The following is a 26,115-nucleotide window of genomic DNA, read 5'->3' on the forward strand; positions in this document are numbered from 1 at the left end:
CGCACAATACGCCACTTTATTTTTCCCGGATTTTTACGTTATGTCTCACCGCGACACGCTTTTTTCTGCGCCTATCGCCAGTCTGGGTGACTGGACCTTTGATGAACGGGTAGCTGAAGTCTTCCCGGATATGATCCAACGATCCGTTCCTGGCTATTCCAATATCATTTCTATGATTGGGATGTTGGCCGAACGTTTCGTACAGCCCAACACACAGGTCTACGATCTGGGCTGTTCTCTGGGCGCGGCGACGCTCTCGGTGCGTCGCAATATTCATCACGAGAATTGCAAAATTATTGCCGTTGATAACTCCCCGGCCATGGTTGAGCGCTGCCGCCGTCATATTGACGCCTATAAAGCGCCGACACCGGTTGACGTTGTCGAAGGCGATATTCGCAACATTACTATCGAAAACGCCTCGATGGTGGTGCTGAATTTTACCCTGCAATTCCTTGAGCCACCTGAGCGCCAGGCATTGTTGGATAAGATTTATCAGGGGCTGAACCCCGGCGGCGCGCTGGTACTGTCTGAAAAATTCAGTTTCGAAGACGCTAACGTTGGCGAGCTGCTGTTCAACATGCACCACGATTTCAAACGGGCAAATGGCTATAGCGAGCTGGAAATCAGCCAAAAGCGCAGCATGCTGGAGAACGTGATGCTGACCGATTCGGTCGAAACGCACAAAGCGAGACTGCATCAGGCGGGCTTTGAACACAGCGAATTGTGGTTCCAGTGCTTTAACTTTGGTTCTCTGGTGGCACTGAAAGCTGAGGTTAGCGCATGATCGACTTTGGTAACTTTTATCAACTGATTGCCAAAAATCACCTTTCCCATTGGCTGGAAACGCTCCCGGCGCAAATCGCGACCTGGCAGCGCGATCAGCACGGCTTGTTTAAGCAGTGGTCAAATGCGGTCGAGTTTCTGCCCGAGCTGACGCCGCATCGCCTGGACTTACTGCATAGCGTTACCGCCGAAAGCGATGAGCCGCTCAGCGACGGTCAGCTCAAACGTATCGACACCCTGATGCGTAACCTGATGCCATGGCGTAAAGGGCCGTACTCGTTGTACGGCGTCAATATAGATACCGAGTGGCGCTCGGACTGGAAATGGGATCGCGTTCTGCCGCACTTGTCTGACCTCACCGGGCGCACCATTCTTGATGTCGGCTGCGGGAGTGGATATCACATGTGGCGCATGATTGGCGCGGGGGCGCATCTGGCGGTTGGCATCGATCCTACCCAGCTGTTTCTGTGCCAGTTCGAGGCAGTGCGTAAACTGCTGGGCAATGACCAACGCGCTCACCTGCTGCCGCTGGGTATTGAGCAGCTTCCGGCGCTCAACGCCTTTGATACCGTATTCTCCATGGGAGTGCTTTATCACCGCCGTTCACCGCTGGAACACCTGTGGCAGTTGAAGGATCAGTTGGTGAAAGATGGCGAACTGGTACTGGAAACGCTGGTCGTCGAAGGTGATGAAAATACCGTACTGGTGCCGGGCGATCGCTACGCGCAGATGCGTAACGTTTACTTTATTCCTTCTGCGCTGGCGTTAAAAAACTGGCTGGAAAAAAGTGGGTTTGTTGATGTGCGCATTGCTGATGTCTGCGTCACCACCACCGAAGAGCAGCGCCGCACCGAGTGGATGATAACCGAATCACTGGCCGACTTCCTCGACCCGAACGATCACAGCAAAACGGTGGAAGGCTACCCGGCCCCATTACGCGCGGTATTGATTGCACGTAAGCCGTAATCATTTTTGCCTGATAGCACTCTTTCTGCAAAATAGTTCAACTTGCAGCAAGGCAGACAGCTCCGTTGCGGCTTGAAATATGCAGGATAAAAAAAGGCCCCTGTTGAAATTGCAGGGGCCTGGTACGAGCAAGCATCATATTGGGCGACATGATGCAACGGTAAAAATCAGCTGGCCTGGTGGTGTGCAATGATTGCTTTCATTTCCGCAACCGCCGCCCCGTCTACTGCATAGCGTGAATACTCATCCGCCTGTGCATCCGAAGACATCGACAACCCCGAATTGCGATAACGCATGGGGGAAGCCAGCCATACTCCGGCAGAACTGTGGACTTCCTGCACTCCAGCATCAAGGAACAGGGACAAATTCGAGGCGCGAACCCCCGCTCCGGCCATAATGATTGGAGCATCCCCCTGCGCAATAAGTTCCATAATTTTTGTTAAACCTTGCGCCGCATCTGATTTTTGCCCGGAAGTCAGCACTCTGGCGATGCCCAAATCAGCTAATTTTTTTAGCGCATTGAGTGGGTTAGCGCACATGTCAAAGGCCCGATGAAAAGTGACGTGCAGCGGTCCCGCCGCGATCATTATTTTCTCCATGCGCGGCATATCGACATCACCCTCTGCATCTAAAATGCCGGTTACCAACCCTGAGAACCCCAGATCTCTTACCATTGCAATATCATCCAGCATTGCAGCGAATTCACCGTCGGTGTAACAAAAGTCGCCCCCGCGTGGGCGAATAATGGGATTGACCGGAATCGAGATATGCTGGCGAACCGAACGCAAGACGCCCAGGGACGGCGTTAAGCCCCCCTCTTTGGGCGCCGAGCAAAGCTCAATGCGATCCGCGCCGTTTTGCTGCGCCGTGCGCGCGCACTCCATGCTGTAACAGCAGATTTCCAGTAATGCCATACTCACTCCTGACGTTCGCTTGCCACAATGGCTTCAATCGACCACGGATGGAATTTTATCGTCACACTGCCATCGCTGACCGCCAGCGTTGGATTCGGTAAACGCTCACGCTCGCCTTTTGGCGAACTGGTTTTTACAAATATGCCCGGCTGGCTCAGCCCGTGATCTGAAAGCAGCGCCAGCGCTCGTGCATTCAGCGTCTCCACCTCACCCGGCAGAACAATTTCAACATGCTCCCAGCCTTCATGCGGATAACGCTTTTCGCCCGGCCACGGCAGTTCTACGATAGTAAATTGCCAGTGTTGCACACAAACTGGCTCATCGAGTTTGAACAAGCAAATCGGTCGGCCATTGATGATATTTTCTGACATCAATTCGCCGCACTGTTCAAACCCACGACGCCAGCGCTCTGCGGTGGTATTTTGATGACAACGCAGAGAAATGTGATCGGCTTCAAGCGATGAGACATCCAGCCCAAGGCGAGTGGAAAGATCCATTAACGCCTGAATGAAATGCGGTAAATCTGCGGAAATATCATGCAGTTCTGCAACTGTTTGCCAGTTCGCCATAATGAAAGCTCATATCCATATTCAAAGCCGCTAATTTACCCTGTTGCGCAGCCCCAACCAACTGCTGATTTTCTTAAGCGCAATATGAATAATTATACGTAATGACAATGTTTATATTTCAGGCTGCTGGCGATACTCGCAATGCTGACGGCAACGGGCATTTGCAGTATACTCCCGCCCTTAATTCTTAAACTGGTGCGGTGCATTTTAAGCCGCTTCATAAATGTAAGGTATTCCGGTGAATATTCAGGCTCTTCTCTCAGAAAAAGTCAGTCAGGCCATGATTGCTGCAGGCGCGCCTGCAGATTGCGAACCGCAGGTTCGTCAGTCAGCAAAAGTACAGTTCGGCGACTATCAGGCTAACGGTATGATGGCTGTCGCTAAAAAACTGGGTATGGCGCCGCGACAACTGGCTGAGCAGGTGCTGACTCATTTGGATCTCAACGGGATCGCCAGCAAAGTTGAAATTGCAGGCCCGGGCTTTATCAATATTTTTCTCGATCCGGCATTTCTGGCGCAGCACGTTCAGCAGGCGCTGGCTTCCGATCGTCTGGGCGTCACCCAACCGGCTAAACAAACCGTTGTGGTTGATTACTCCGCACCTAACGTAGCGAAAGAGATGCACGTTGGTCACCTGCGTTCCACCATCATCGGTGACGCTGCGGTGCGTACGCTGGAGTTCCTCGGTCACAATGTTATCCGCGCCAACCACGTCGGCGACTGGGGTACTCAGTTCGGTATGCTCATCGCATGGCTGGAAAAACAGCAGCAGGAAAATGCTGGCGAGATGGCGCTGGCTGACCTTGAAGGTTTCTACCGTGATGCGAAAAAACATTACGACGAAGATGAAGCCTTCGCGGAACGTGCCCGGAGTTATGTCGTGAAGCTGCAAGGCGGCGACGAGTACTTCCGTGAGATGTGGCGCAAACTGGTCGACATCACCATGTCGCAAAACCAGTTAACCTACGATCGCCTGAACGTCACCCTGACCCGTGACGACGTCATGGGTGAAAGCCTGTACAACCCGATGCTGCCTGGCATCGTGGCCGATCTCAAAGCTAAAGGCCTGGCTGTTGAAAGCGAAGGCGCTACCGTCGTATTCCTTGATGAGTATAAGAACAAGGAAGGTGAACCGATGGGCGTAATCATTCAGAAGAAAGATGGCGGCTATCTCTACACCACGACCGACATCGCCTGCGCCAAGTACCGTTATGAAACGCTGCATGCCGACCGCGTACTTTATTACATCGACTCCCGTCAGCATCAGCACTTAATGCAGGCCTGGACCATCGTGCGTAAAGCCGGTTATGTGCCGGACTCTGTGCCGCTGGAACACCACATGTTCGGTATGATGCTGGGTAAAGACGGCAAGCCGTTCAAAACCCGCGCGGGCGGCACGGTTAAACTGGCCGATCTGCTGGATGAAGCGCTGGAACGCGCACGCCGTCTGGTAGCGGAGAAGAACCCGGACATGCCTGCCGACGAGCTGGAAAAACTGGCTAATGCGGTCGGTATCGGCGCGGTGAAATATGCCGATCTGTCCAAAAACCGTACCACCGACTACATCTTCGACTGGGACAATATGCTGGCGTTCGAAGGGAATACTGCGCCGTATATGCAGTACGCTTACACCCGCGTACTGTCCGTGTTCCGTAAAGCGGATATCGACGAAAGCGCGCTGGCAAATGCGCAGGTGATTATCAGTGAAGATCGCGAGGCTCAGCTGGCAGCGCGTCTGCTGCAGTTTGAAGAAACGCTGACCGTTGTTGCACGTGAAGGTACGCCGCACGTGATGTGTGCTTACCTGTACGACGTTGCCGGTCTGTTCTCCGGCTTCTACGAGCACTGCCCTATCCTCAGCGCTGAAAACGAAGAGATTCGTAACAGCCGCCTGAAACTGGCACAGTTGACGGCGAAAACCCTGAAGCTGGGTCTGGATACGCTGGGTATCGAAACCGTAGAACGTATGTAAATCAGCTCATCTATCAGGCCTGACTCCGAAATTCGGACTCAGGCCTTTTTTATTTCTGTAACAGGCCATCTGTAACAACTCACAAGGAATGACACATTTCCGTAGAGATATGGAACATTTTTTGCCTGTCATCCCGTTTAAGCCTCCGTATCATGAGGCGGCGAATTAATCGGGTACGGGTCAATGACATTCAGAGATTTTGAGGCGGAGGAAAAACTCTTCCAGCGGCGTGTATTGGTGGCCTTTGGCCTGGTGGTCATCTGCTTTGGCATCCTGATTTACAATCTCTACAACTTACAAATCTGTCAGCACCAGTATTACACCACCCGCTCGAATGCAAACGACATCAAAATGCTGCCCGTGGCCCCGACGCGTGGCATGATTTACGATCGCAACGGCATCCCGCTGGTGCGCAACGTAACCTGGTACGACATTTCCGTTACGCCTTATAAAATCAGTGATATGAATGCCCTGATCAGGCAGCTCACGCCTATCATTGACCTCACTCCTGATGACATTGACCAGTTTCGCCATGCGCTGAAAGCCAGCAGCCGCTATCGCCCGGTCGTGCTAAAAAATGCGCTGACCGATGTGGAAATCGCCCGCTTCTCGGTTAACCAGTTTCATTTCAGCGGCGTCAATATCAATAGCTATGAAGACCGCCAGTACCCTTATGGCGCAGCGCTGGCGCATGTCCTTGGCTATGTGTCAAAAATCAATGACAACGACCTGAAAGCGCTGGATCAAAAAGGCCTGACAGAGAACTACGCCGCCGATCACAACATCGGTAAGCAGGGTATTGAGCACTACTATGAAAATGAACTGCATGGGAAAACCGGTTATCAGGAGGTCGAAGTTGATAACCACGGACGCATCGTACGCCTGATCAAAGATGTGCCGCCCGTTGCCGGAAAAGATATCCACCTGACGCTGGACCTCCATTTACAGCAATATATTGAGAGTCTGTTAGTGGGCCAGCGGGCCGCCGTTTTGGTTGAGGATCCGCATGACGGTTCCGTGCTGGCAATGGTTTCGAACCCCAGCTATGACCCCAATCCATTTGTCAAAGGTATCAGCTATCAGGACTATAACAAGCTGCTTCAGGATAAGGACCTGCCGTTAATCAACCGCGTCACGCAGGGGTTGTATCCTCCTGCCTCCACGGTCAAACCGTATATGGCGATGTCAGCATTACTGGACGGCGTGATCACGCCGCAGACCCGTTTCTTCGGCGCCCCCACCTGGACGCTCCCCGGCACTGAGCGACATTACCGTGACTGGAAAAAAACGGGCCACGGTATGCTGGATGTCACCAAAGCAATTGAAGAATCTGCCGACACGTTCTTTTATCAGGTGGCATATATGATGGGGATTGACCGTATTAACAGCATGCTCAGCCAGTTTGGCTATGGCAAGCCGACCGGCATCGATCTTGGTGAGGAGTATAACGGCCTGCTCCCGAGCCGCGAATGGAAGCAGAAAGTGCATAAAAAAGCCTGGTATCAGGGAGATACCATTTCGGTTGGCATCGGCCAGGGCTACTGGATTGCCACGCCGATCCAGATGGTTAAAGCCATGGTCGCGCTGATTAACAACGGCAAGGTTATCGCCCCTCACCTGCTACGTGATGAAGAGAGCGGAAAAGTCATCACGCCGTACCAGGCTCCCGAAGCACCGTCACAAATTGCCTCTGCTTCGTCCCCCTACTGGGGGCTGGTGCGTCAAGCGATGTTCGGCATGGCGAATGAGCCAAACGGTACCGGTTATAAGTTCTTTCACACCGCGCCTTACGGCATTGCAGCGAAAAGTGGCACATCACAGGTCTTTAGCCTGAAAGAAAATCAGACCTACGATGCGAAAATGATCCCCGTGCGTCTGCGCGACCACGTGTTCTATACCGCATTTGCGCCATATAAGAACCCGAAAGTCGCCATAGCGTTAATTCTGGAAAACGGCGGCAGCGATGGCGTCACCGCCGCACCAGTCATGCGTCAAATCATGGATCATCTGTTTGCTGCGCAGGGCGACGATGCTCAAGCGGGTCCGATAGCCGCAACGCCATCGGACACCGATATCAAAAATACTTACGCAAGTATTCGGTAAGGCACAGCATCGCCATCGCCTGACCGTAAGGCATGGAGGTCCGTGGGATGTTGCGGTAGAAATCGAGATTGTGGCCCATCCCGGTACCAAACGAGGTATGCAGCAATTCACCTTCCGGCGAAATATGTTGCACAATGCCTCTGATCGCTTTTTCGGCTACAGCCGCATAGTCTTGTCCGACATAGCGTTTACGTACCGCTTTGAGGATCCCATAGGCAAATCCGGCGGTTGCCGAGGCTTCCAGATACGACTGCGGGTCGTCCAGCAAGGTGTGCCACAGTCCGCTTTCATCCTGGCACTTCGCCAACGCCGCGATTTGCGCGTTCAAAACCTGCACCAGATAGCGGTGCACTGCATTGTTTTCCGGCAAATCAAGTAATTCGAGGAAATCCGGGATGACTATAGTTAACCAGCTGTTGCCACGCGCCCAGCGAGCGTTGGCGAAGTTATGCTGTCCTTCATAGCTCCAGCCGTGGAACCACAGCCCCGTTTCTTTATCCATCAGGTTTTGCACGTGCAGCAGGAACTGATAGGTTGCCTCTTCAATATACTCGGGACGGTTGAGCAACTTGCCAATCTTCGCCAGCGGTAAGACCGTCATCATCAACGTGTCATCCCACATCTGCTGGTGATTTTCTTCCGCCAGCGTAATGTGCTGCATACCGCCGAATTGGGTACGCGGCATATCATGCATTGCCCACTCAGCCCAGCTGTCGAGCCACGGCAGATACGCGGGATTACGCGTCTCTTCATAGCGATATGCCAGCGTTAAAAACGGCGCCATGGTGTTAACGTTTTTGGTCGTTGCACCTTCCGCAAAGCGATCGGCAAACCAGTTGTCGATAATATCGCGCATCGTGGCATCGCCGGTTTGCTGATAATACTGATACATCCCGTACAAGCCGATGCCGTGCGTCCACTCCCATCCCGCCCAGCCTTTGGTATCAATAACGCGTCCGTCATCCAGACGTAGCAAGAACTCGCCGGTCTCGTCATGAATATTGACCAGGTTATGCGTCACCTTTTTGATCAACGCTTTTAATTCATCCCTGGCAATAAAATGTTCTGGCTGGCGCAACAATGGGCTATGTTTAACCGGATAAACAATCATTTACTTAACCTCTGTCAATGTCGAATTCAATACAGCACCCTTTTCCAGTTTCGGTGCCGCTGGTTTATTACGATTCAGGTAACCAATATTGTTGTTACCCCAAAGTGATTCATAAGGCATGCCCGATAGCATCTCTACGGTCGCGCGTCCTTTAGCGGAAAGTCCTTCCAGCACGGGTTGCCCGGACTCACGCATTTTTGCTGTCTCTTCACGCAGGGTGCTGTGCGTTTGCAGGTTCAGTTTGAAGCGCAAGGAAACCAGGAAACCCATCGCCAGAACAATCAGCGTTCCGCAGCTCAGAATTAACAGGATGGTATGACTGACCGCCGCGGGTTGTGCGCTCTGACCGGAGACAAAACCAGACAACTGCATCACAATCCCCACCAGCATCACCGCTCCCGCCTGCGACGCTTTACGCGTTAACGTCATAATGCCGGCGAAGATCCCTTCCCGACGCTGACCGGTGATCACTTCGTCAACGTCGGCAATATAGGTGTAGATATTCCAGGGAACGTAGTTGATACCACCGCGTCCCAAACCCGCAACGGCGGAAACCAATAGCAACAGAGAATAAACATCGCTTAATCCGGCGTAATACAGCCCCGCATAGGAGAGTGAACTGAGGCCAAACAGGACGACCACCATGCGATAAGACGGCGCAGGTCCGAAACGGATGCACAATGGGATCATGGCGATAACGGCAATAAACTGGAAGATAGCCATCGTACCCAGCAGGTTTGACGCCATCGATGCTTCCTGCATCAGCACAAACACCACATAGTAAGTAAAGACGGCGTTAAAGACGTCCTGGGCAATATAGCCGCCAAGATACATTCCTAAATGCTGGCGAAAGATACGGATGCGCAGTGTTGAACTCAGTTCCACAAATAAACGGTTCATACTCTGGCTCAAGGTCAGACTTTTCTTCTCTTCTTCGGCTCGCAGCGCCGCCTCAGTCCACTCTTCCCGTGGGCGTTCCCAGGTAAAGAACCAGACGAAGGTCAGCATCAGTGCACACAGCACAGAAAACACCAGGCTGGCGTAGAAAAAAGAGACGGGGTTGTCCTTGCCAAACAGCGTCAGCAGAACGCCGGGTAAGAATGAGGCCAGAATGGCAGACATTTGCGCCATCGAAATGCGCGCGCCGGAGAATTTAGTTTTCTGTTTAAAGTCATCGGTCATTTCGGGTACCAGCGTTTCGTATGGCACCAGAATCATGGTGTAGACCACGTCAAAAATCAGATAGGTGAGCAGGTAGTACCAGAACCCCATATCACCCACCCACATTAGTGAGTAGCTAAAGACACAGGGTATCCCCAACAGAATAAAAAACTTGCGTCGCCCAAAGCGTTTGCCGAGCCAGGTGGAGCCAAAGTTATCGGTTAAAAAACCCATTAATGGGCTAACAACAGCATCCAACACCCTGGCGGTAGCGAAGATAAAGGTTGCTTCGATTGGCGTCAGGCCACAGAACGTCGTGTAAAAATAGAGTAGCCAGGCCGCGGTTAACGCCGTGGTGCCTGCGCCTAAAAAATCCCCCGAACCGTAGGCAAAATAGTTAACCAACCCAATTTTACGTGTATTCATTGCCGTTACCCCTGCACATTATTGGGAGGCCCCGCAATCCTCGCTTTGACATTGGGCCTCCTTACAGGGCCACAGTAAAAGCTAACAGCAAGTGAAACCTTTCTATTTTTGCCAGGGGTATTCGTGAAATGGCAACAGCACAAAGAGTCCGGCAACGTATGTCACCTATTTTATAAAACAGTGTTTCTATTTAATCAAAGAGGCGGACTAGAATTGCGAAGCAGCCAGCAGTTTCTGCTGCTGGCCGGTATGAAGGGAGGCGTTAACGATAGTTCACAATCACCTGATTGCTCTGAACTTGCAAGGCGGGGATCAGGCGACCGCCACCGGGTACTTCCCAGACAAAATGCATCGGTTCGATGGCGGGAACATTATTGAATCCGTTGGTGGTCCCGCTTTGCCCGTCCAGCTCAACACAGCGGGACTGGGAACATAAACGTACCCGTAAACCCGCAGGCGTTGGGCCATTGAGCTCATAGCGCCAGGCCACCAGCGTCATCAACCCCGAGACCGGCTGGCTGGGCGTCAGAGGTGAAGACGAGGCTGACTGGCCGCGGTGATTTAAAGTAATCCCCATACCGCTGGCCTGCCAGGCGCCTTCTCCGGCAGCCTGCGCTACCAGAGGAAAAAACAACAACCACAGTAATTTACGCATTACTTACCTCCAATAGTCGCCGTCATACGGATATGGCGGTTGTCAGACAGCTCCATGTTCGATAACACCACCAGTTGCGGAATGCTGCGACGTAAAAAGCGTGCCAGTAATGGACGCAACGCGTGGTTAACCAACAAGACCGGCGGCGCACCCAACATTTCCTGACGGGACAGCGCTTCCTGAGTCTGGGCCAGCAGTCGGTCTGCAAGACCCGGCTCCAGACCGCCGCCGCCCTGCAGCGCCTGCAGAAGCAAACGTTCGAGCGGGGTATCAAGGCCGATAACCTGAACCTCTTCATTACCCGGGAACCACTGCTGAGTGATGGCGCGTCCCAACGCAACACGTACCACCGCGGTAAGCTCATGCGGATCGTTTTGCAGCGGTGCATGTTCAGCCAGCGTTTCGAGAATGGTGCGCATATCGCGAATCGGTACTTTCTCATCCAGTAAGTTCTGCAGCACTTTATGCAGCGTAGTGAGCGTCACGACGCCCGGAACCAGGTCTTCTGTCAGTTTTGGCATCTCCTGCGAAACGCGGTCCAGTAGCTGTTGCGCCTCCTGACGGCCAAACAGCTCAGCAGCGAACTGCCCAATCAGGTGATTAAGGTGCGTGGCGACAACGGTACTGGCTTCAACAACCGTAAAGCCCTGAATCTGCGCCTGTTCCTTCAATGCGCTTTCAATCCAGATAGCGTCCAGACCAAAAGCCGGATCGACCGTTTTCTCGCCCGGCAGTGACCCGGCGGCAGTACCAGGGTTAATGGCCAGCCAGCGTCCCGGGTAGGCGTCACCGCTGCCAATTTCCACCCCTTTCATCAAAATACGATAGCGGGCCGGCTGCAGATCCATATTGTCGCGAATATGTACCACCGGCGGCAGAAAGCCCATATCCTGGGCAAATTTCTTACGAATACTGCGAATTCGCCCCAGCAACTCGCCATCTTGCTGAAAGTCCACCATTGGGATCAGGCGGTAGCCTACCTCCATCCCCAGGGAATCCTCCAGCTGTACGTCATTCCATGTTGCTTCCACCACGGAGTTGTTTTCCGGCATTTTCACCGGCTGCGGCTCATCCGGGGCTTTTTGCTCACGACCACGCATCCACCAGGCCAGACCCAGTAACGCGGCGGTAAACATCAAAAACACCAGGTTCGGCATGCCCGGAACCAGACCCAAAAGACCAAGCACCGCCGCACTAAGCAGCATGACACTAGGATTACTGAACAGTTGGGTCACCATCTGTTCGCCTACATCCTGGTCGGTACTCACGCGGGTCACGATAACCCCCGCCGCGGTGGAGATTACCAGCGCAGGAATTTGCGCCACCAGCCCGTCACCGATGGTCAGCAGGGTATAACTTTCCGCTGCGCTACCCATGCTCATACCATGCTGCAACACCCCGACTAACAGACCGCCGACCACGTTGATCACCATGATCAAAATACCGGCGATGGCATCTCCACGAACGAATTTACTCGCACCGTCCATAGAGCCGTAGAAATCCGCTTCCTGCGTCACCTCCGAGCGTCGTTTTTTGGCTTCATCTTCGCCAATCAGACCCGCATTCAAATCCGCATCAATCGCCATCTGCTTGCCGGGCATACCATCCAGCACGAAGCGCGCGCCAACCTCGGCGATACGTCCGGCACCTTTGGTGATAACCATAAAGTTGATAATGACGAGAATAACGAAGACCACGATACCGATCGCAAAGTTACCGCCCACCAGGAAGTGACCAAAAGCTTCAACCACCTTTCCCGCCGCCGCCGCGCCGGTATGCCCTTCCATTAAAATGATACGCGTCGACGCAACGTTCAGGGCGAGGCGTAATAATGTGGTAAACAACAAAATCGTCGGGAATGCGGCAAACTCCAGCGTACGCTGGGTGAACATCGCCACCAGCAGCACCATGATCGACAGCGCAATGTTAAACGTGAACAGCAAATCGAGGACGAAAGCCGGCAACGGCAACACCATCATCGACAGGATCAGCAGGATAAGGATCGGTCCGGCAAGGATTTGCAGTTGCGTGGATTTCAGGTTGCTGGGCAAACGCAACATCGCGACCAGATTAGCCATCAGTATTCTTCTCGTTCATGAAATCCAGTGCTTCAGGCACCGGAAGGTTTTCAGGTTGTGGTGGACGCTTGCCGCCGGCGAGACGCCAGCGTTTTAGCTGCCATACCCATGCAAGCACTTCGGCAACGGCGGCATATAATTGACCCGGTATTTGTTGACCAATTTCAGCATGACGGTATAGCGCACGCGCCAGCGGCGGCGCTTCTAACGTAGGGACTCGATGTTCAGCGCCAATCTCACGAATGCGCAGCGCCACCAGCCCCGCGCCTTTGGCAACAACTTTCGGCGCGCTCATTTTGTTCTCGTCATACTTCAACGCCACCGAATAGTGCGTGGGGTTGGTAACAATCACGTCCGCTTTCGGCACATCCGCCATCATGCGACGCTGCGCGGCCGCGCGCTGCATTTGGCGTATTTTGCCCTTAACGTGCGGGTCGCCTTCGCTTTGCTTAAATTCGTCACGGATATCCTGACGCGACATGCGCAGCTTTTTCAGATGGCTGTAAATCTGGAAAAAAACGTCGAACCCCACCATCGGAATAACGCCAAGCACCACCAACAGCGCGCACATACCAACTAAATCCAGGGCGTTGCCCATCGCCGTAATCGGCGATTCCGCCATCAGACGCATCATCGCCGGCCAGTTATGCCAGAGATAAAATCCGGCCACGCTCCCCACCAGCGTGGATTTCAGTATCGCTTTGAGCAGTTCCGCCCCGGTTTGCGCTGAAAACATGCGTTTAATGCCCGGCAACGGATTCAGCTTAGAGAACTTGGGCTGCAGAGATTTACCGCTGAAAATCAAGCCGCCAAGCATCACCGGGGAGATTAATGCCACCAGAACGACGCCGGTAATCAACGGTAACAGCGCAATCATCGCGTCTTTAATCAGCAGGATGATTTGGCTGAGGATCAGGTTAGGGTCATTGACCATACTGTGGTCAAAACGTAATCCGGCCGACAGCATACCGGCCAGTCTGCGGGCAAGCGACTCCCCGCCAATCCAGATAATGCACACGCCCACCAGCAAAATAAGCAGTGAGGTCAGTTCTTTGGATCGGGGGACCTGCCCTTCTTCCCGTGCTTTTTCAAGTCGGTGGGGTGTGGGGGCTTCTGTTTTGTCGTCGTCGCTTTCTTCTGCCACGGCATTACTCTCGTCGTCACGGTCACGAGTATTATCGCGACCGCAACCATTGCCAATGCGTCGAATAGCGAAACGAAAACAGAGGAATTCGAGCGTTCGTTTGCCACGACAGCGCGAACGCTGCCGTGACAACCACGCGGTTAGCGCTGCCAGATAACGCGATAATGGCCCGATCCCACCTGCGCGCTATAGCCGCCGTCTACTGGCGCGAAGTCGAGGCCATCGGTATCGAGCAGCGTTTGTGCGCCATCGAGGATCACCATTGAGTGGGTATTCGGCGGAATATCTACCTCAAGGGTGATGGACTGTAAGCCATCGCGCGCCGGTTCCTGCGTCCAGTGGACGGCAATATCACCATATACCGAGCCGTATCGCGCTTTCAGCCATGTCAGGCCACCGCCCGGAATAGGCCGCAGTACCGAAGATTTAAATCCCGGCGCGTGTTCTTCGGTATTTATTCCCGCCGCCACGCGATACAGCCATTCACCGATCGCCCCGTAGGCATAATGGTTGAAGGAGTTCATGTCCGGGCTCCACATTGTGCCATCAGGTTTCACGCCATCCCAGTGTTCCCAAATCGTCGTCGCCCCAGCTTTTACCTGATACAACCAGCTTGGGAAGTCCTCTTTCATCAGTAATTGCCACGCCGCGTCGGCCTGCCCGTTTTCGCTCAATGCGTGACAGAAATAGGGGGTGCCGACAAACCCCGTCACCAGATGACCGTCATTTTCCGCCAGCAGTTCCAGCAGCGTTTGCACGGTGCGCTCGCGGTGCGCGTCCGGCACTAACTGGAAGTAAAGCGCCAGAATATGCGCCGTTTGCGTGCGCGCCGCCAGCCGCCCGGTGGCGGTAAAAAACTCATTGCGGAAGCTTTCGACAATCGCGGTATGCAGCGCCTGATAATGAGTGTGGTCAACGTCATTTCCCAGTGCTTTGGCTGATTTCGCCAGCAGCAGCGTGGACAACGCATAGTAGGCCATGCAGGTCAGTTCATTCGGCGTTGCGCCAAAATAGCTGCCCTCTTTGGCATCCAGCGCAACCCAATCGCCAAACTGCAGTTTCCACGACCACTGGTTCTCAACAGCGTTGTCATGCATAAACTCCACCCAGGCTTTCATGCTGTCGTACTGGCGGGCCAGCGTCTGTTTATCGCCGTACATCAGGTACAGCGTCCACGGGTTAATCACCGCCGCATCGGCCCAGGCTGCGGCGGAATGGGTGCGCCCGTGGGATAAAAAGCGGTCGTTGTCGCATTTGCCGGTGAGGATATCGGGGATGACGTGCGGCACACCGCCCTCCGGCGTTTGGTCATGCTGAAGATCGGTCAGCCATTTGGCAAAAAAAGTGCGCGTCTGCATCAGATAACTGGCGGTGCGGCAGAAAATTTGCGCATCGCCCGTCCATCCCAGACGTTCATCGCGCTGCGGGCAGTCGGTTGGGATATCGACGAAATTGCCCTTAAGCCCCCACATGATGTTGTGATGCAGTTGGTTGAGATCCGCGTTTGAGGTTTCAATGTGACCCGTCGGCGTCATCGCGGAATGCAGCACGACCGCGACAAAATCATCCCGCGTCGGCGTGCCAGGCCAACGTTCAATCAGCACATAACGGAAACCCTGAAAGGTAAAATGCGGGTGATAACATTCTTCACCCTCGCCACGTAAGGTGTAATCAATGCACTGTTTGGCGGTGCGCAGGTTCGCCAGATAAACATTGCCTTCGGCATCCAGCACTTCAAAATGGCGCAGCACCACGCGCTCACCTGCCGCACCGCGCACCCGAAACTCCACCCAGCCGCTGAGGTTCTGGCCAAAATCAAGCACCGTCTCGCCTTTTGGCGTCGTGATGATTGAGCACGGCGCAAGCCGTTCTATTTCTTGTACCGGGCAGGCCGTTTGCGGTTGCAGCACCGAAGTCTCTGCCGCAAGCGTCGTCACCGCACGCCAATGCCCGGCGCTAAACGCAGGCTCGCTCCAGCCGCGCTGCTCCCGACGTGCGTCATACACTTCGCCATCATAAATTTCAGCAAACAAAATCGCGTCATCGCAGCCCTGCCACTGTGCATCCGTGGCGATTACCCGCTGGCTACCATCGCGGTGCGTCACCACCATATGGCAAATAAACCCCGTCTGCTGGCCGTAATAGTTGCGATAGCGGTTGAAGCTCATATCCCCTTTATACCAACCCGCCCCCACCATCGCGCCAATCACGTTTTCGCCTTCTCGCAGGTGCTCGGTCACATCCCAGGTTTGATACAACAGATGGTGGTGGTAGCTCGTCCAGCCGGGCGATAACTCATCACGCCCGACTTTTTCGCCGTTGATCCACAGTTGGTACAACCCCAGCGCGCTGGCATGTACCACCGCCGAAACAATGTCATCACCGTCGGACAAACTGAACGCATGGCGCAACAACGTGCCTTTCGAGTTGTCTTTATCCTGCGGCGTTTCAGCCGAGATAAACACCCCTTGCCACGCTTGCGCTGGCAGGCCGGTAATAAACGTTGCCGCCGGGCTCCAGCCGCTCTCTTCACCGTGGTTGTCGGTAATATGCACCCGCACAAAATAGCGCGTCGAGTGCTGGCAGGCGACGTCGGGCAATTCGATATTACTGGAGCGGTCATCGTGCATTTCGCCGCTGTCAAACAGGCATTGGGCAAAATCTTCTTGCGCCGACAGCTGCAAACGCCAGCTACGCTGCTGTACATCGCGCAAGGAACTGGTGATTATCCAGCCGAAAACCGGCAGCGTTTCGCAGCCCGTCAGCGTGGTTTCATAGTTGAGCGTAATCTTTTCTACTGCCAACATAATTTTTCCCTCAGTGGCTCATATTCAGGCTTTGGCCCGCAAAGTATCGTGCGATGCCTGTCCGTTATCAGGCGTCGCCACCATTTCTGTTTCTGCATTAAATTCATTACGTTGCTTGCCGTGGAAGCACAGCCAGCCGATAACCATGCCTATCGCCACAATCGCCGTCAGCAGGCAATAAAGAACCACCGGCCCCGCGCTCAACAGCACAGGAGTGACGAACGCCAACAAGCCGCAGGTCAGACGGGCGACACCGACAATCACTCCTTGCGCGGTGGCGCGTAGCATGGTGGGGAATGACTCTTGCGCCCACACTTTCATGATGCCTTCGAAGGCAAATCCTGTGCCGATATTGGTAAACAGCAGGCAGCAGAACCAGGAGAGTGGCGAGAAATTAAACAGCACCGGCACGAAATAACCACCGGACATCATCACCGCGCCAAAAATAAAGAATGGAACCCGTTTTGAGGTATCAACGACGCGCATAAACATCAACCCAGACGCCACGCTCACTGGCAGAATCAACAGCCCCCACAGCGAGTGCGTGCTGACCGAAATGCCCACCACATTTACCGCTACATAAGCCCCAAACTGCCCGCCGGTATTGGCCGCCAGATTGGTGAAGGTATAAAAGATACACAGCGAGATAAACGGCCACAGGTATTTGCCTTCGAGCAGATCGCGCCAGCCGGTTTTCTGTGCCCGAACGGTGGCGATGCCACGACGCAGTTCATCCTTTGCCGCCAACCACAGCGGCGACTCAGGGATAGACCAACGCAGGATCATCAGCACAACCGCCACCAGCCCAACGTGCATATACATGATTTGCGCGCCAATCAGCCCCCAGTCGCCGACGATAGCGGAGATCCCCATCGTGGCGCCAATTCCCACCAGCCAGAGTAAATTGGACAAGCCGATAATCTTGCCGCGGTTTTCATCGTTCGCCGCTTCGGAGATAGTCGCCAGAGAGACGGGTAAATCAGCCCCTGTCGCCAGCCCCACCAAGAGTGTGCCCAGCACCAGGAACGGGAAGTTCAAACCAAAGGCCAGCGCCAGCGTGCCGATAAAAATCATCGCCATCGTAATAATAAAAACATTACGACGACCAATACGGTCTCCAAGACGACCGCCACCAAAAGCCCCAGCGGCAATACTCAGCGTTAATAATCCAGATAAAATGCCAATTTGTAGTGCAGTAATACCCATTGTTTTTTGATAAATGACTAAGGCTGTACCACTGGAAACAATAGCCGCCGAATCAATATATGATGCCATTCCAGACACCACCCCAATATACCAGGGGTTAGGTGTTTTATTTTTTGACATAACGATTCCCTTAAATTTACAGACAGTAAGGCGAGAAATAAGCGTATGGCCTACCCCCGTCATGATGGATAGTAGTAATAATTTTTTATTGTTATTAACCTAACAATTAAATCGCTATTAAAACTCGTGAATGAAGTTCACGTTCATGGCTTGGAGGATAATGAAAATACCGTCGATACGATTCAGTCAACCTGATCGCATTCATAAAACCACAACGTGCCGCAATTTCACTGATGGTTTTATCCGTAGTGCGCAGTAATTCTTGAGCTTTTAATACACGATACAACATCTGGAATTTAACCGGAGTATAACCGGTCACTCGCTTAATTAAGCGATACATCGTGCGCCTGGCGACACCGTTATCATCACTCAACACATTCCAGTCCAAATGACGCAAGCTACTGGTCTTGAGCATACGGATCAGGTTGGCTCGCCCTCGCTCATCAGGGCTAAGCGCCTCAGTTTGGCGGTCGCACTGGCAAAGCGTGTTGATGATGTTCAGCAAAGCGACTTCACACAATGAAAAATAGAGCACGTCATAGTTACTCTCGTTACGTGAGATTATCTCCTGGCTCAATACCTCAATACGCGCCAGCGCTCCCTGAGTTAGCGCCAGCGCGGTAGGCTGTAGAAGTTTTTCTTTTATACAATCGAGCAAATTATCAATGTGCTGTAAAAAATGAAAACTGCGCGGGCGACGAATCAATATATTAATAACCGACAGATTATTAGTTGAAACATAACTATGGGTATCGTTAGCGGTCACTAAAAAAAAGTCACCCTGGCAGATAAAACGAACCAGGTCATTAATAATATGAAACCCGCTACCGCTACGGACAATCACCAGTTCATCAAAATCATGCCCGTGCACACCTTCCATTAATTGGTTATTCATCGAAAAAAGACAAAACGCATGTTGCTCTGAATGAAAAAAATCATTCTCACGTAAAATTCGCATATCTCCCCCGCCGCTATTCGAGTAAAAACACTCGGGATATCGATAAATAACCTACTGACATAATATATTGCCTTGCACCGATAACCATTTAACTGCAATTATTATGACAAGTCTATATATCGCACTGTCACTCAGGCGTAACCTGCTGTGACCTCAGCATCATTTCGGCAAATAACCGCCAAGTTATGGCATAAAAAAGAGGATATACGCCGTGCAGATGAACCCACGTCATCCAGGCATTCAACCGGGTACGAATTATAGTGCAGGGCACATTGTCCCGACTGGCGGCCCAATAACCCTGCGGGATCCACAGAAGCGCAGCGCTTGGTATGCAGCGAGCGAACCCGTTCTGGCAACGTCACCGTAAAAATGGATAGTAAGTAAAGAGAACGATAGGTATCTGTAGGCCGGATAACGCGCAAGCCGTTATCGGTTAGAATGCCCGGCGGCGAGCGCCTGCCGGGCCAGCAAATAAAAACGCTACGGATTAGAACCCGAGGCTATCCAGCAGGTCGTCAACCTGATCCTGACTTGCCACGACGCCGGCTTTTGAGGTGTCAACCTGCGGGCCGTTAAGCAAGCTTTCGTTTTCACGTTTTGGACGAGCGCCCTGCTCTGGAATGTTTTCCAGCAGAACCATCAGCAGCTGACGTTCAATCTCCTGGATAACATCCATCATGCGCTTGATGACCTGACCAGTGAGGTCCTGGAAATCCTGCGCCATCATGATGTCCAGCAGTTGAGCGTTAGTAAAGCTGGTATGCCCTGGCACATCACCCAGGAACTGGCGGGTATCGGTGACCAGTTCACGGGCGTCAGACAGCTCGATCGGATTTTCGAACCATTCATCCCAGCGTTTGGTCAGGTCTTTGGCCCCTTTTTCCATCGCGTCCTGGTGCGGCTGCGAAGCTTCCACACTGTTCAGCGCGCGCTCTGCCGCCTGTGCGGTCATCTGCACAACGTAATCAAGACGATCGCGGGCATCGGGAATCGCTTCTGCCGCTTCGGCAATAGCCTGATCCAGCCCCAGTTCACGCAGGCTGTCGCGCAGCATTCGGGTCAAACTGCCGATGCGCGCGATGATGTCCCCGGCTGAATGTTCGTCAGCAGGTTTAATTTGTGGTTGCATCATCATTATCACACCCTCACATGCCCAGTTTCTCAAAGATTTTATTGAGTTTCTCTTCTAGCGTCGCCGCCGTGAACGGTTTCACGACATAACCACTGGCGCCAGCCTGTGCCGCCGCAATGATATTCTCTTTCTTCGCTTCTGCCGTAACCATCAGCACCGGCAGGGCCGACATTCCGCCATCAGCACGAATGGTTTTCAGCAGTTCCAGGCCATCCATGTTCGGCATATTCCAGTCGGAAATGACAAAACCAAATCCCCCAGCCTGCAGCTTATTCAGCGCGTCCACGCCGTCTTCGGCCTCTTCAACATTGTTGAAACCCAGTTCTTTGAGAAGGTTACGCACGATGCGACGCATGGTGGAAAAGTCATCCACAACCAAAAACTTAAGCTCTTTATCCGCCATAAAAAATAAACTCCTGATTCAAATACGTATTGCCTGTCCGGCACTGATTTTCGCCAGCATTTGCTGGCTTACCTGGCTAAGATCGACCACTTCGCTTACGCCACCCATATTGATGGCCTCGCGCGGCATGCCGAACACCACACAACTTGCTTCGTTTTGCGCAATGGTCCAGGCACCCGCCTGGTTCATCGCTAACATTCCGGCGGCGCCATCGTTGCCCATACCCGTCAGGATCACTCCCACGGCATTACGCCCCGCATGTTTTGCCACCGAATGGAACAGCACATCCACTGAAGGCCGATGCCGGTTAACCGGTGGACCATCATGAATTTTGATCTGGTAGTTCGCCCCGCTGCGCGCCAGTTCCATATGCTTGTCACCAGGGGCGATATACGCATGCCCTGGGAGCACGCGCTCCCCGTCCTCAGCCTCTTTCACGGTGATCTGACACAGTTTGTTCAGACGCTCGGCGAATGAGCGGGTAAATCCTGGCGGCATATGCTGGGTAATAAGAATACCGGGACTTGAAAGCGGCAATGGCTGGAGTACATGGCGAATTGCCTCTGTTCCTCCGGTTGAGGCGCCAATCGCCAGCAGTTTTTCAGAACTGAGTAACGGCCCCGCTTTCAAGGTCACCTGTGCCGTCATGGGTTTGTGGGCCGCCAGTTTTGCCCGCGACGCGGTGCGGATCTTCTCAGCGATCATTTCGCTGTAGGCCAACATCCCTTCACGGATCCCCAACTGTGGTTTGGTGACAAAATCAATCGCCCCCAACTCCAGCGCCCGCAGCGTGACCTCAGAACCTTTACCGGTCAGCGAAGAGACCATAACCACTGGCATCGGACGCAGACGCATCAGTTTCTCAAGAAAGTCGAGGCCGTCCATGCGCGGCATTTCCACATCCAGCGTCAGGACGTCGGGATTGAATTTTTTGATTAAATCCCGGGCAACCAACGGATCCGGCGCCGTCGCCACCATTTCCATATCACTGTGGCTGTTAATAATTTCGGTCATGATTTGACGCATCAGTGCAGAATCATCAACCGATAAAACCCTGATTTTACTCATGCTTTATCCTTACCTGGCGCATGCGCATACACCGTCTGTCCACGCAAGCTAAACTCGCGCACGAGGTTGCTAAAGTTTTCTGAATGACCTGCAAACAGCAGCCCATCTGGTTTAAGAAGTGGAACAAAACGGTGCAAAATGTCCTGCTGCGTCGTTTTATCAAAATAGATCATCACGTTACGGCAAAATATGGCATCGAAGGGGCCTGGCACGTTGTACTGCTTATCCAGTAAATTCACGCTGGAAAATTCAACATGCCCCGCCAGTTCCTGCCGAACGCGTACCAGTCCTTCATGCGGTCCGGTGCCACGCATGAAATAACGCTGTAGCTGCTGCGGTGACAGCGTCTTTAGCTCATCAAGGCGGTAGATGCCGCTTCTGGCTTTTTCCAGCACTTCGGTATCAATGTCGCTGGCAAAAACACGCCAGCGGCCCGGAGCCATACCTAAGGTATCGGCGAGCGTAATCGCAATGCTGTACGGCTCTTCTCCGGTTGACGCCGCCGCGCTCCAGACACGGTATTCACCGCTGCGCCGACGAGCATGATCTGACAGCACTGGAAAATGATGCCCTTCGCGAAAAAACGCGGTCAGATTGGTAGTCAGGGAGTTAATAAAAGCCTGCCACTCAGCACTGTTCTGGTTAGCTTCCAGCATGCTGAGATAGCGACCAAAGTCATCCAGTCCCAGGGTTCGCAGACGGCGGACCAGGCGGTTATAAACCATGTCCCGCTTATGGTCGGCCAGTACGATCCCCGCACGCTGGTAGATTAATTGACATATCCGACGAAAATGCGCGTCAGACAGCGCGAGGCGCTGTGTCATCTGTAACAATAATGACGTTTGCCCAGGGGGCAGAGATGATGTCATAGCGCCTTCTCAATCACATTCAGGATACAACGGGCACAACCTGCGGCTGCGCCAATTCTTGTTTTGCTACGGTTTGCTCTTCAAGCTTAAAAAATGCGACACAGGCAGAAAGATTATCGGCCTGCATGGCAAGTTGTCCGGTGGCGGATGCGGCTTCTTCCACCAGCCCGGCGTTTTGCTGCGTCACGGAGTCCATCTGGCTGACGGCCTGCGCCACCTGCTCGATGCCTCTGCGCTGTTCATCAGAAGCAGAAGCAATCTCGCCCATGATGTCGTTAACCCGGGTAACCGAGCTGACAATTTCCGTCATGGTGCGCGCTGCCATATCAACCAACTGCGAGCCCTGATGCACTCGGGTGACAGACTCCTCAATGAGACCCTTAATTTCTTTCGCCGCCTGTGCGCTACGGCTTGCCAGATTGCGCACTTCACCTGCAACCACGGCAAAACCACGCCCCTGCTCACCCGCGCGAGCGGCCTCAACCGCAGCATTCAGCGCGAGGATATTGGTCTGAAAGGCAATGCTGTCAATCACGCCGATGATGTCGCCAATTTTCTGCGAGCTCGCGGAAATCTCATGCATTGTGCTGGCGACCCGGGACGTCTGTTCGCCGCCTTTATGCGCTGTATCTGCCGCACTTTTGGCAATTCCTGACGCCTGGCGCGCGTTATCCGCATTCTGTCCTACGGTGGCGGTCAGTTGTTCCATGCTGGCTGCCGTTTGCGCCAGCGCGGCCGCCTGCTGTTCAGTGCGCGAAGACAAATCGTTATTGCCCATCGCGATTTCTGAAATACCGCTATGCATGGCTGAGCTGCCCTGGCGTACTTCGCTTACCGTTTCACGCAGTGCCTGCTGCATCTTCTTCAGACTGGCAAAAATGGCTGAGATCTCATTGCGCCCATAAACCGCTACCGGCCGGGCCAGATTACCCGCGGCAATGCTGTCGAAATGACTGCCCACGATAGCCAGCGGCTGGACAATCATCTTGCGCGACCAGTACAGCGCACCGCTGGTGAGCAGTGCCGCCAGTACCACCATGGTGGCGAAAATCACCCCCGACATATGGTAATTTCGCTGGCTCTGCTCTCCTGCCGTTTGCAACACGCGATCGATGTTGCTCTGCCACGCATTCACATTTGCATCAAAAGCATCCTGAGCAGCCTGCACCGGCGCGGTCAGAAAATCTGACAACTGATTGTTTTCAAGCCAGGTGGCCTGATGCGCGAGAGCGCTGTGCCACTGGCTGAAACTTTTCTCCGTTGCGCCAAATAGCGCCTTCCCTTGTGCCGTCGTATCCGATGTCGCCATAAAGCGTTTAAACATCAATTCAGACTGCGCCAGGCTATCACGTGCGAGGGTCATCAGCGTGTTGATATCCTCTGGCGGATAGCTCAGGGCGGTCAGCGTCCCTGCCTTATTAAGGGCCGTACTGGCCTGTAATAACACAGCGCGGGTTTGGGCCAGCGCAGCGCGTTGCTGATTACTTCGTTCGACCTGATTCAGGTTCTGAAAACCGTCCCGAAATGCCCAGAAGGACAAGCCATTACTGCCAATCTGCAAAACACCGCAGAGGATTAAAATCAAAAACAGCGTGGTCGAAATTCGAATACGATTAAACATCAACGCTCCCATTGGGCGGCACTGGCCGCGGTTTAACTATCAGTCAAAATGTTTCCCAATTCGTATCTTGTTCATTGTTCTGGCGCGGATAGGATGCGGCCGCCGTTGCAGGTAATCGTGTATCGCGCGGCTTAGCCGACGCCGGACGTGACGCAAGGCGGAAAGTCGACACCGACTGCGTCAGGCGGCTGGCCTGTTCTTCAAGAGCAGCGGCAGCGGCAGCCGATTCCTGTACCAACGAGGCGTTCTGCTGCGTAACGCGATCCATCTCGGATACCGCGAGCGCCACCTGATCAATCCCCCGGCTTTGCTCGTCGGAGGCCGAGGCAATCTCACCCATAATGTCGGTCACCCGCGTTACGGCATTTACGATGTCGTTCATCGTTTCGCCTGCGCTTTCTACCAATACGGACCCGGTATCCACTCGGGAAACCGAATCCTCAATCAACGCTTTGATCTCTTTCGCCGCCTGCGCACTGCGACTTGCCAGATTACGCACTTCGCCCGCAACCACAGCAAAGCCACGGCCTTGTTCACCGGCACGCGCCGCTTCAACCGCCGCATTCAGTGCGAGAATGTTGGTCTGGAAAGCAATACCATCAATAACGCTGATGATGTCGGCGATTTTCTTCGAGCTATCGGCGATTTCGTGCATGGTGTTCACCACGCTATCAACCACTTTGCCGCCATGCTGTGCGGTATCGGAGGCGCTTTTCGCCAGTTGCGAGGCCTGACGCGCGTTGTCCGCATTTTGCTTCACGGTTGCGGTCAACTGTTCCATGCTGGCTGCGGTCTCTTCCAGCGCAGAGGCTTGCTGTTCAGTACGAGATGACAGGTCGGTGTTCCCGCTGGCAATTTCGCTGGTCCCGGAATAAATCGCATCAGAACCTTCACGCACCAGGGTGACGGTTTCCGTCAGCGAGCGCTGCATATGATCAACCGTACTGGCCAGCTCGCCGATTTCATTACGACCGCTGACGGCCAGGGTCGCGGTCAGGTTACCGCTGGCGATTTCCCGAATATGGGCAATGACGCGAGACAGAGGATTAAGCAGGGTATGGCGGATGCCGTACCACACCACCACCAGAATCAGCACCAGCACTACGGCCAGCACGCCAAGCTGCCATTGGGCGAAATGGTAATCCCGCGCACTTTTATCGAATGCCTGAGCGTAAAGCTTTTCGCTAACGCTGGCGTACTTGCCCAGCGCCTCACCGAGCGCGTTTTGCATTCCCTGAGTCGGTTGCGCGAAATAGGCGTCCATATTGCCGTTCTCCAGAAACTGAACCAGTTCTGTTAAAGCCGCATGGTACTGCTGATATTTCTCCTCAACGTTACCGCTGGCTTCTGCCATCTCGGGTAACGGTGTGATGTTTTTAAATTTTGCGTAATGTGTTTCGGCCTGCGCCAACGATGCTTTCGCATTCTTCAGCAGATCGTTTTTCGCTCTGCTTTGCTGGTTGGACGCGTCCATCATCATGCGTGCAGAAGAACGGCTTAAATTGATACGTGTTTGCAGCATCAGATCCCATGTTGAGGTGAGTTCACTTTGCTGCTGTCGAAGATCGTTAGAAATAACAAAACTTTGCTGATTCTGCTGCAATGAAGAAAACAACAGACCACCGGAAACAAGCTGTAGCAGTGCGAAAACCCCCAGCACCATCATCAGCATTGTGACAACGCGGATACGGTTAAACATAAGGCACCTTCCTGAAAACGAGTTATCAACGTTATCGGCAGTCGCTGAGATAACTTTACGTTTGCGAAAAGGAAATCCTGAAGGGACGTGAAGCCTCGCGGAAGGAGGGGAAGACGGGTGTACGGCAACCACAAATCATTCACATAAAAACGTCACAATTATCATGTGAATAACATTCAAACTTATCTGTGGGCGCGGTCATATTGGATGAAATAGTCATTATTTCGTGACCAAGATCACAAATACATATCCTCTGCACCACAACAAAATGGATAAAAAATTAAAAAAAGTTGTATCAGCTGGCGCTTTAATTCAATTTATATGATGAATATTTAGTTACCAATTAATAA

20 protein-coding genes are annotated in these 26,115 nt (G+C 53.2%); 4 read left to right on the forward strand and 16 right to left on the reverse strand.

Features of this window, described 5'->3' with window-relative positions; genetic code table 11:
• Positions 1 to 40: 40 nt before the first annotated feature.
• The gene (gene cmoA, locus BZK42_RS04535; protein WP_016153419.1) at positions 41 to 784 is read left to right on the forward strand and encodes a carboxy-S-adenosyl-L-methionine synthase CmoA; all 744 of its coding nucleotides are present in this window, start codon (positions 41 to 43) and stop codon (positions 782 to 784) included.
• Entirely contained in the window at positions 781 to 1,749 is a 969-nt protein-coding gene (gene cmoB / locus BZK42_RS04540) for a tRNA 5-methoxyuridine(34)/uridine 5-oxyacetic acid(34) synthase CmoB (RefSeq protein WP_080858818.1), read from the forward strand. The genes cmoA and cmoB overlap by 4 nt, the downstream gene beginning before the upstream one ends.
• Positions 1,750 to 1,916: 167 nt before the next feature.
• Here cmoB and cutC read toward each other — a convergent pair whose 3' ends face one another.
• Positions 1,917 to 2,663: a copper homeostasis protein CutC gene (gene cutC / locus BZK42_RS04545; protein WP_080858819.1), complete on the reverse strand. Its 747-nt coding sequence runs from the start codon at positions 2,661 to 2,663 to the stop codon at positions 1,917 to 1,919.
• 2 nt (positions 2,664 to 2,665) lie between these two features.
• On the reverse strand, positions 2,666 to 3,232 hold the full coding sequence (locus tag BZK42_RS04550) for a VOC family protein (protein ID WP_080858820.1): 567 nt from the start codon (positions 3,230 to 3,232) through the stop codon (positions 2,666 to 2,668).
• 238 nt (positions 3,233 to 3,470) lie between these two features.
• On the opposite strand from BZK42_RS04550, the gene argS reads away from it, so the two are divergent.
• Positions 3,471 to 5,204: an arginine--tRNA ligase gene (argS, locus tag BZK42_RS04555; RefSeq protein ID WP_016153423.1), complete on the forward strand. Its 1,734-nt coding sequence runs from the start codon at positions 3,471 to 3,473 to the stop codon at positions 5,202 to 5,204.
• 183 nt (positions 5,205 to 5,387) lie between these two features.
• Positions 5,388 to 7,307, forward strand: a complete 1,920-nt coding sequence (gene mrdA, locus BZK42_RS04560) for a penicillin-binding protein 2 (RefSeq protein ID WP_080858821.1) — start codon at positions 5,388 to 5,390, stop codon at positions 7,305 to 7,307.
• On the opposite strand, the gene bglB is transcribed toward mrdA, so the two are convergent.
• From bglB to tar, 14 genes are all read right to left on the reverse strand, one after another.
• Entirely contained in the window at positions 7,279 to 8,418 is a 1,140-nt protein-coding gene (bglB, locus tag BZK42_RS04565) for a beta-galactosidase BglB (protein ID WP_049283059.1), read from the reverse strand. The two genes, mrdA and bglB, sit on opposite strands and share 29 nt — an antisense overlap.
• Positions 8,419 to 10,005, reverse strand: coding sequence for an MFS transporter (locus BZK42_RS04570; RefSeq protein ID WP_016156807.1), 1,587 nt, complete (start codon positions 10,003 to 10,005; stop codon positions 8,419 to 8,421).
• 262 nt (positions 10,006 to 10,267) lie between these two features.
• Positions 10,268 to 10,660, reverse strand: a complete 393-nt coding sequence (gene flhE / locus BZK42_RS04575) for a flagellar protein FlhE (RefSeq protein ID WP_016153427.1) — start codon at positions 10,658 to 10,660, stop codon at positions 10,268 to 10,270.
• Positions 10,660 to 12,738 (reverse strand): flagellar biosynthesis protein FlhA, encoded by a 2,079-nt coding sequence (flhA, locus tag BZK42_RS04580; protein ID WP_016153428.1) that lies wholly within the window; start codon positions 12,736 to 12,738, stop codon positions 10,660 to 10,662. Before flhA ends, flhE begins: the two co-directional genes overlap by 1 nt.
• Positions 12,731 to 13,882 (reverse strand): flagellar biosynthesis protein FlhB, encoded by a 1,152-nt coding sequence (gene flhB / locus BZK42_RS04585; RefSeq protein ID WP_016153429.1) that lies wholly within the window; start codon positions 13,880 to 13,882, stop codon positions 12,731 to 12,733. Before flhB ends, flhA begins: the two co-directional genes overlap by 8 nt.
• A 140-nt stretch (positions 13,883 to 14,022) precedes the next feature.
• A complete protein-coding gene (locus BZK42_RS04590; RefSeq protein ID WP_080858822.1) occupies positions 14,023 to 16,689 on the reverse strand; it encodes an alpha-L-rhamnosidase in 2,667 nt (888 codons plus the stop codon).
• A 24-nt stretch (positions 16,690 to 16,713) separates the two neighbouring features.
• On the reverse strand, positions 16,714 to 18,015 hold the full coding sequence (locus tag BZK42_RS04595) for an MFS transporter (protein WP_016156809.1): 1,302 nt from the start codon (positions 18,013 to 18,015) through the stop codon (positions 16,714 to 16,716).
• A 106-nt stretch (positions 18,016 to 18,121) separates the two neighbouring features.
• On the reverse strand, positions 18,122 to 18,973 hold the full coding sequence (locus BZK42_RS04600; RefSeq protein ID WP_016153432.1) for a helix-turn-helix domain-containing protein: 852 nt from the start codon (positions 18,971 to 18,973) through the stop codon (positions 18,122 to 18,124).
• A 487-nt stretch (positions 18,974 to 19,460) separates the two neighbouring features.
• Positions 19,461 to 20,105: a protein phosphatase CheZ gene (gene cheZ / locus BZK42_RS04605; protein ID WP_029139578.1), complete on the reverse strand. Its 645-nt coding sequence runs from the start codon at positions 20,103 to 20,105 to the stop codon at positions 19,461 to 19,463.
• Between the two features lie 13 nt (positions 20,106 to 20,118).
• Positions 20,119 to 20,508, reverse strand: coding sequence for a chemotaxis response regulator CheY (cheY, locus tag BZK42_RS04610; RefSeq protein WP_016153434.1), 390 nt, complete (start codon positions 20,506 to 20,508; stop codon positions 20,119 to 20,121).
• A gap of 18 nt (positions 20,509 to 20,526) precedes the next feature.
• Positions 20,527 to 21,576 (reverse strand): protein-glutamate methylesterase/protein-glutamine glutaminase, encoded by a 1,050-nt coding sequence (locus BZK42_RS04615; protein ID WP_016153435.1) that lies wholly within the window; start codon positions 21,574 to 21,576, stop codon positions 20,527 to 20,529.
• Entirely contained in the window at positions 21,573 to 22,445 is an 873-nt protein-coding gene (cheR, locus tag BZK42_RS04620; protein WP_016153436.1) for a protein-glutamate O-methyltransferase CheR, read from the reverse strand. The genes BZK42_RS04615 and cheR overlap by 4 nt, the downstream gene beginning before the upstream one ends.
• A 19-nt stretch (positions 22,446 to 22,464) precedes the next feature.
• Entirely contained in the window at positions 22,465 to 24,066 is a 1,602-nt protein-coding gene (gene tap, locus BZK42_RS04625) for a methyl-accepting chemotaxis protein IV (RefSeq protein ID WP_046275661.1), read from the reverse strand.
• 43 nt (positions 24,067 to 24,109) lie between these two features.
• Positions 24,110 to 25,765 carry a methyl-accepting chemotaxis protein II gene (gene tar / locus BZK42_RS04630; protein WP_080858823.1) on the reverse strand — a complete coding sequence of 552 codons (1,656 nt, stop codon included), beginning with the start codon at positions 25,763 to 25,765 and terminating at the stop codon, positions 24,110 to 24,112.
• Positions 25,766 to 26,115 lie beyond the last annotated feature (350 nt).

This window comes from Citrobacter braakii (assembly GCF_002075345.1).
GTDB lineage: Bacteria > Pseudomonadota > Gammaproteobacteria > Enterobacterales > Enterobacteriaceae > Citrobacter > Citrobacter braakii.

Bases quoted from the DNA above. Each gene is read 5' to 3' on its own strand.
- cmoA (WP_016153419.1), top strand. From the start codon at position 41: ATGTCTCACCGCGACACGCTTTTTTCTGCGCCTATCGCCAGTCTGGGT.
- cmoB (WP_080858818.1), top strand. From the start codon at position 781: ATGATCGACTTTGGTAACTTTTATCAACTGATTGCCAAAAATCACCTT.
- cutC (WP_080858819.1), bottom strand. From the start codon at position 2,663: ATGGCATTACTGGAAATCTGCTGTTACAGCATGGAGTGCGCGCGCACG.
- BZK42_RS04550 (WP_080858820.1), bottom strand. From the start codon at position 3,232: ATGGCGAACTGGCAAACAGTTGCAGAACTGCATGATATTTCCGCAGAT.
- mrdA (WP_080858821.1), top strand. From the start codon at position 5,388: ATGACATTCAGAGATTTTGAGGCGGAGGAAAAACTCTTCCAGCGGCGT.
- bglB (WP_049283059.1), bottom strand. From the start codon at position 8,418: ATGATTGTTTATCCGGTTAAACATAGCCCATTGTTGCGCCAGCCAGAA.
- BZK42_RS04570 (WP_016156807.1), bottom strand. From the start codon at position 10,005: ATGAATACACGTAAAATTGGGTTGGTTAACTATTTTGCCTACGGTTCG.
- flhE (WP_016153427.1), bottom strand. From the start codon at position 10,660: ATGCGTAAATTACTGTGGTTGTTGTTTTTTCCTCTGGTAGCGCAGGCT.
- flhA (WP_016153428.1), bottom strand. From the start codon at position 12,738: ATGGCTAATCTGGTCGCGATGTTGCGTTTGCCCAGCAACCTGAAATCC.
- BZK42_RS04590 (WP_080858822.1), bottom strand. From the start codon at position 16,689: ATGTTGGCAGTAGAAAAGATTACGCTCAACTATGAAACCACGCTGACG.
- BZK42_RS04595 (WP_016156809.1), bottom strand. From the start codon at position 18,015: ATGTCAAAAAATAAAACACCTAACCCCTGGTATATTGGGGTGGTGTCT.
- BZK42_RS04600 (WP_016153432.1), bottom strand. From the start codon at position 18,973: ATGCGAATTTTACGTGAGAATGATTTTTTTCATTCAGAGCAACATGCG.
- cheZ (WP_029139578.1), bottom strand. From the start codon at position 20,105: ATGATGCAACCACAAATTAAACCTGCTGACGAACATTCAGCCGGGGAC.
- cheY (WP_016153434.1), bottom strand. From the start codon at position 20,508: ATGGCGGATAAAGAGCTTAAGTTTTTGGTTGTGGATGACTTTTCCACC.
- BZK42_RS04615 (WP_016153435.1), bottom strand. From the start codon at position 21,576: ATGAGTAAAATCAGGGTTTTATCGGTTGATGATTCTGCACTGATGCGT.
- cheR (WP_016153436.1), bottom strand. From the start codon at position 22,445: ATGACATCATCTCTGCCCCCTGGGCAAACGTCATTATTGTTACAGATG.
- tap (WP_046275661.1), bottom strand. From the start codon at position 24,066: ATGTTTAATCGTATTCGAATTTCGACCACGCTGTTTTTGATTTTAATC.
- tar (WP_080858823.1), bottom strand. From the start codon at position 25,765: ATGTTTAACCGTATCCGCGTTGTCACAATGCTGATGATGGTGCTGGGG.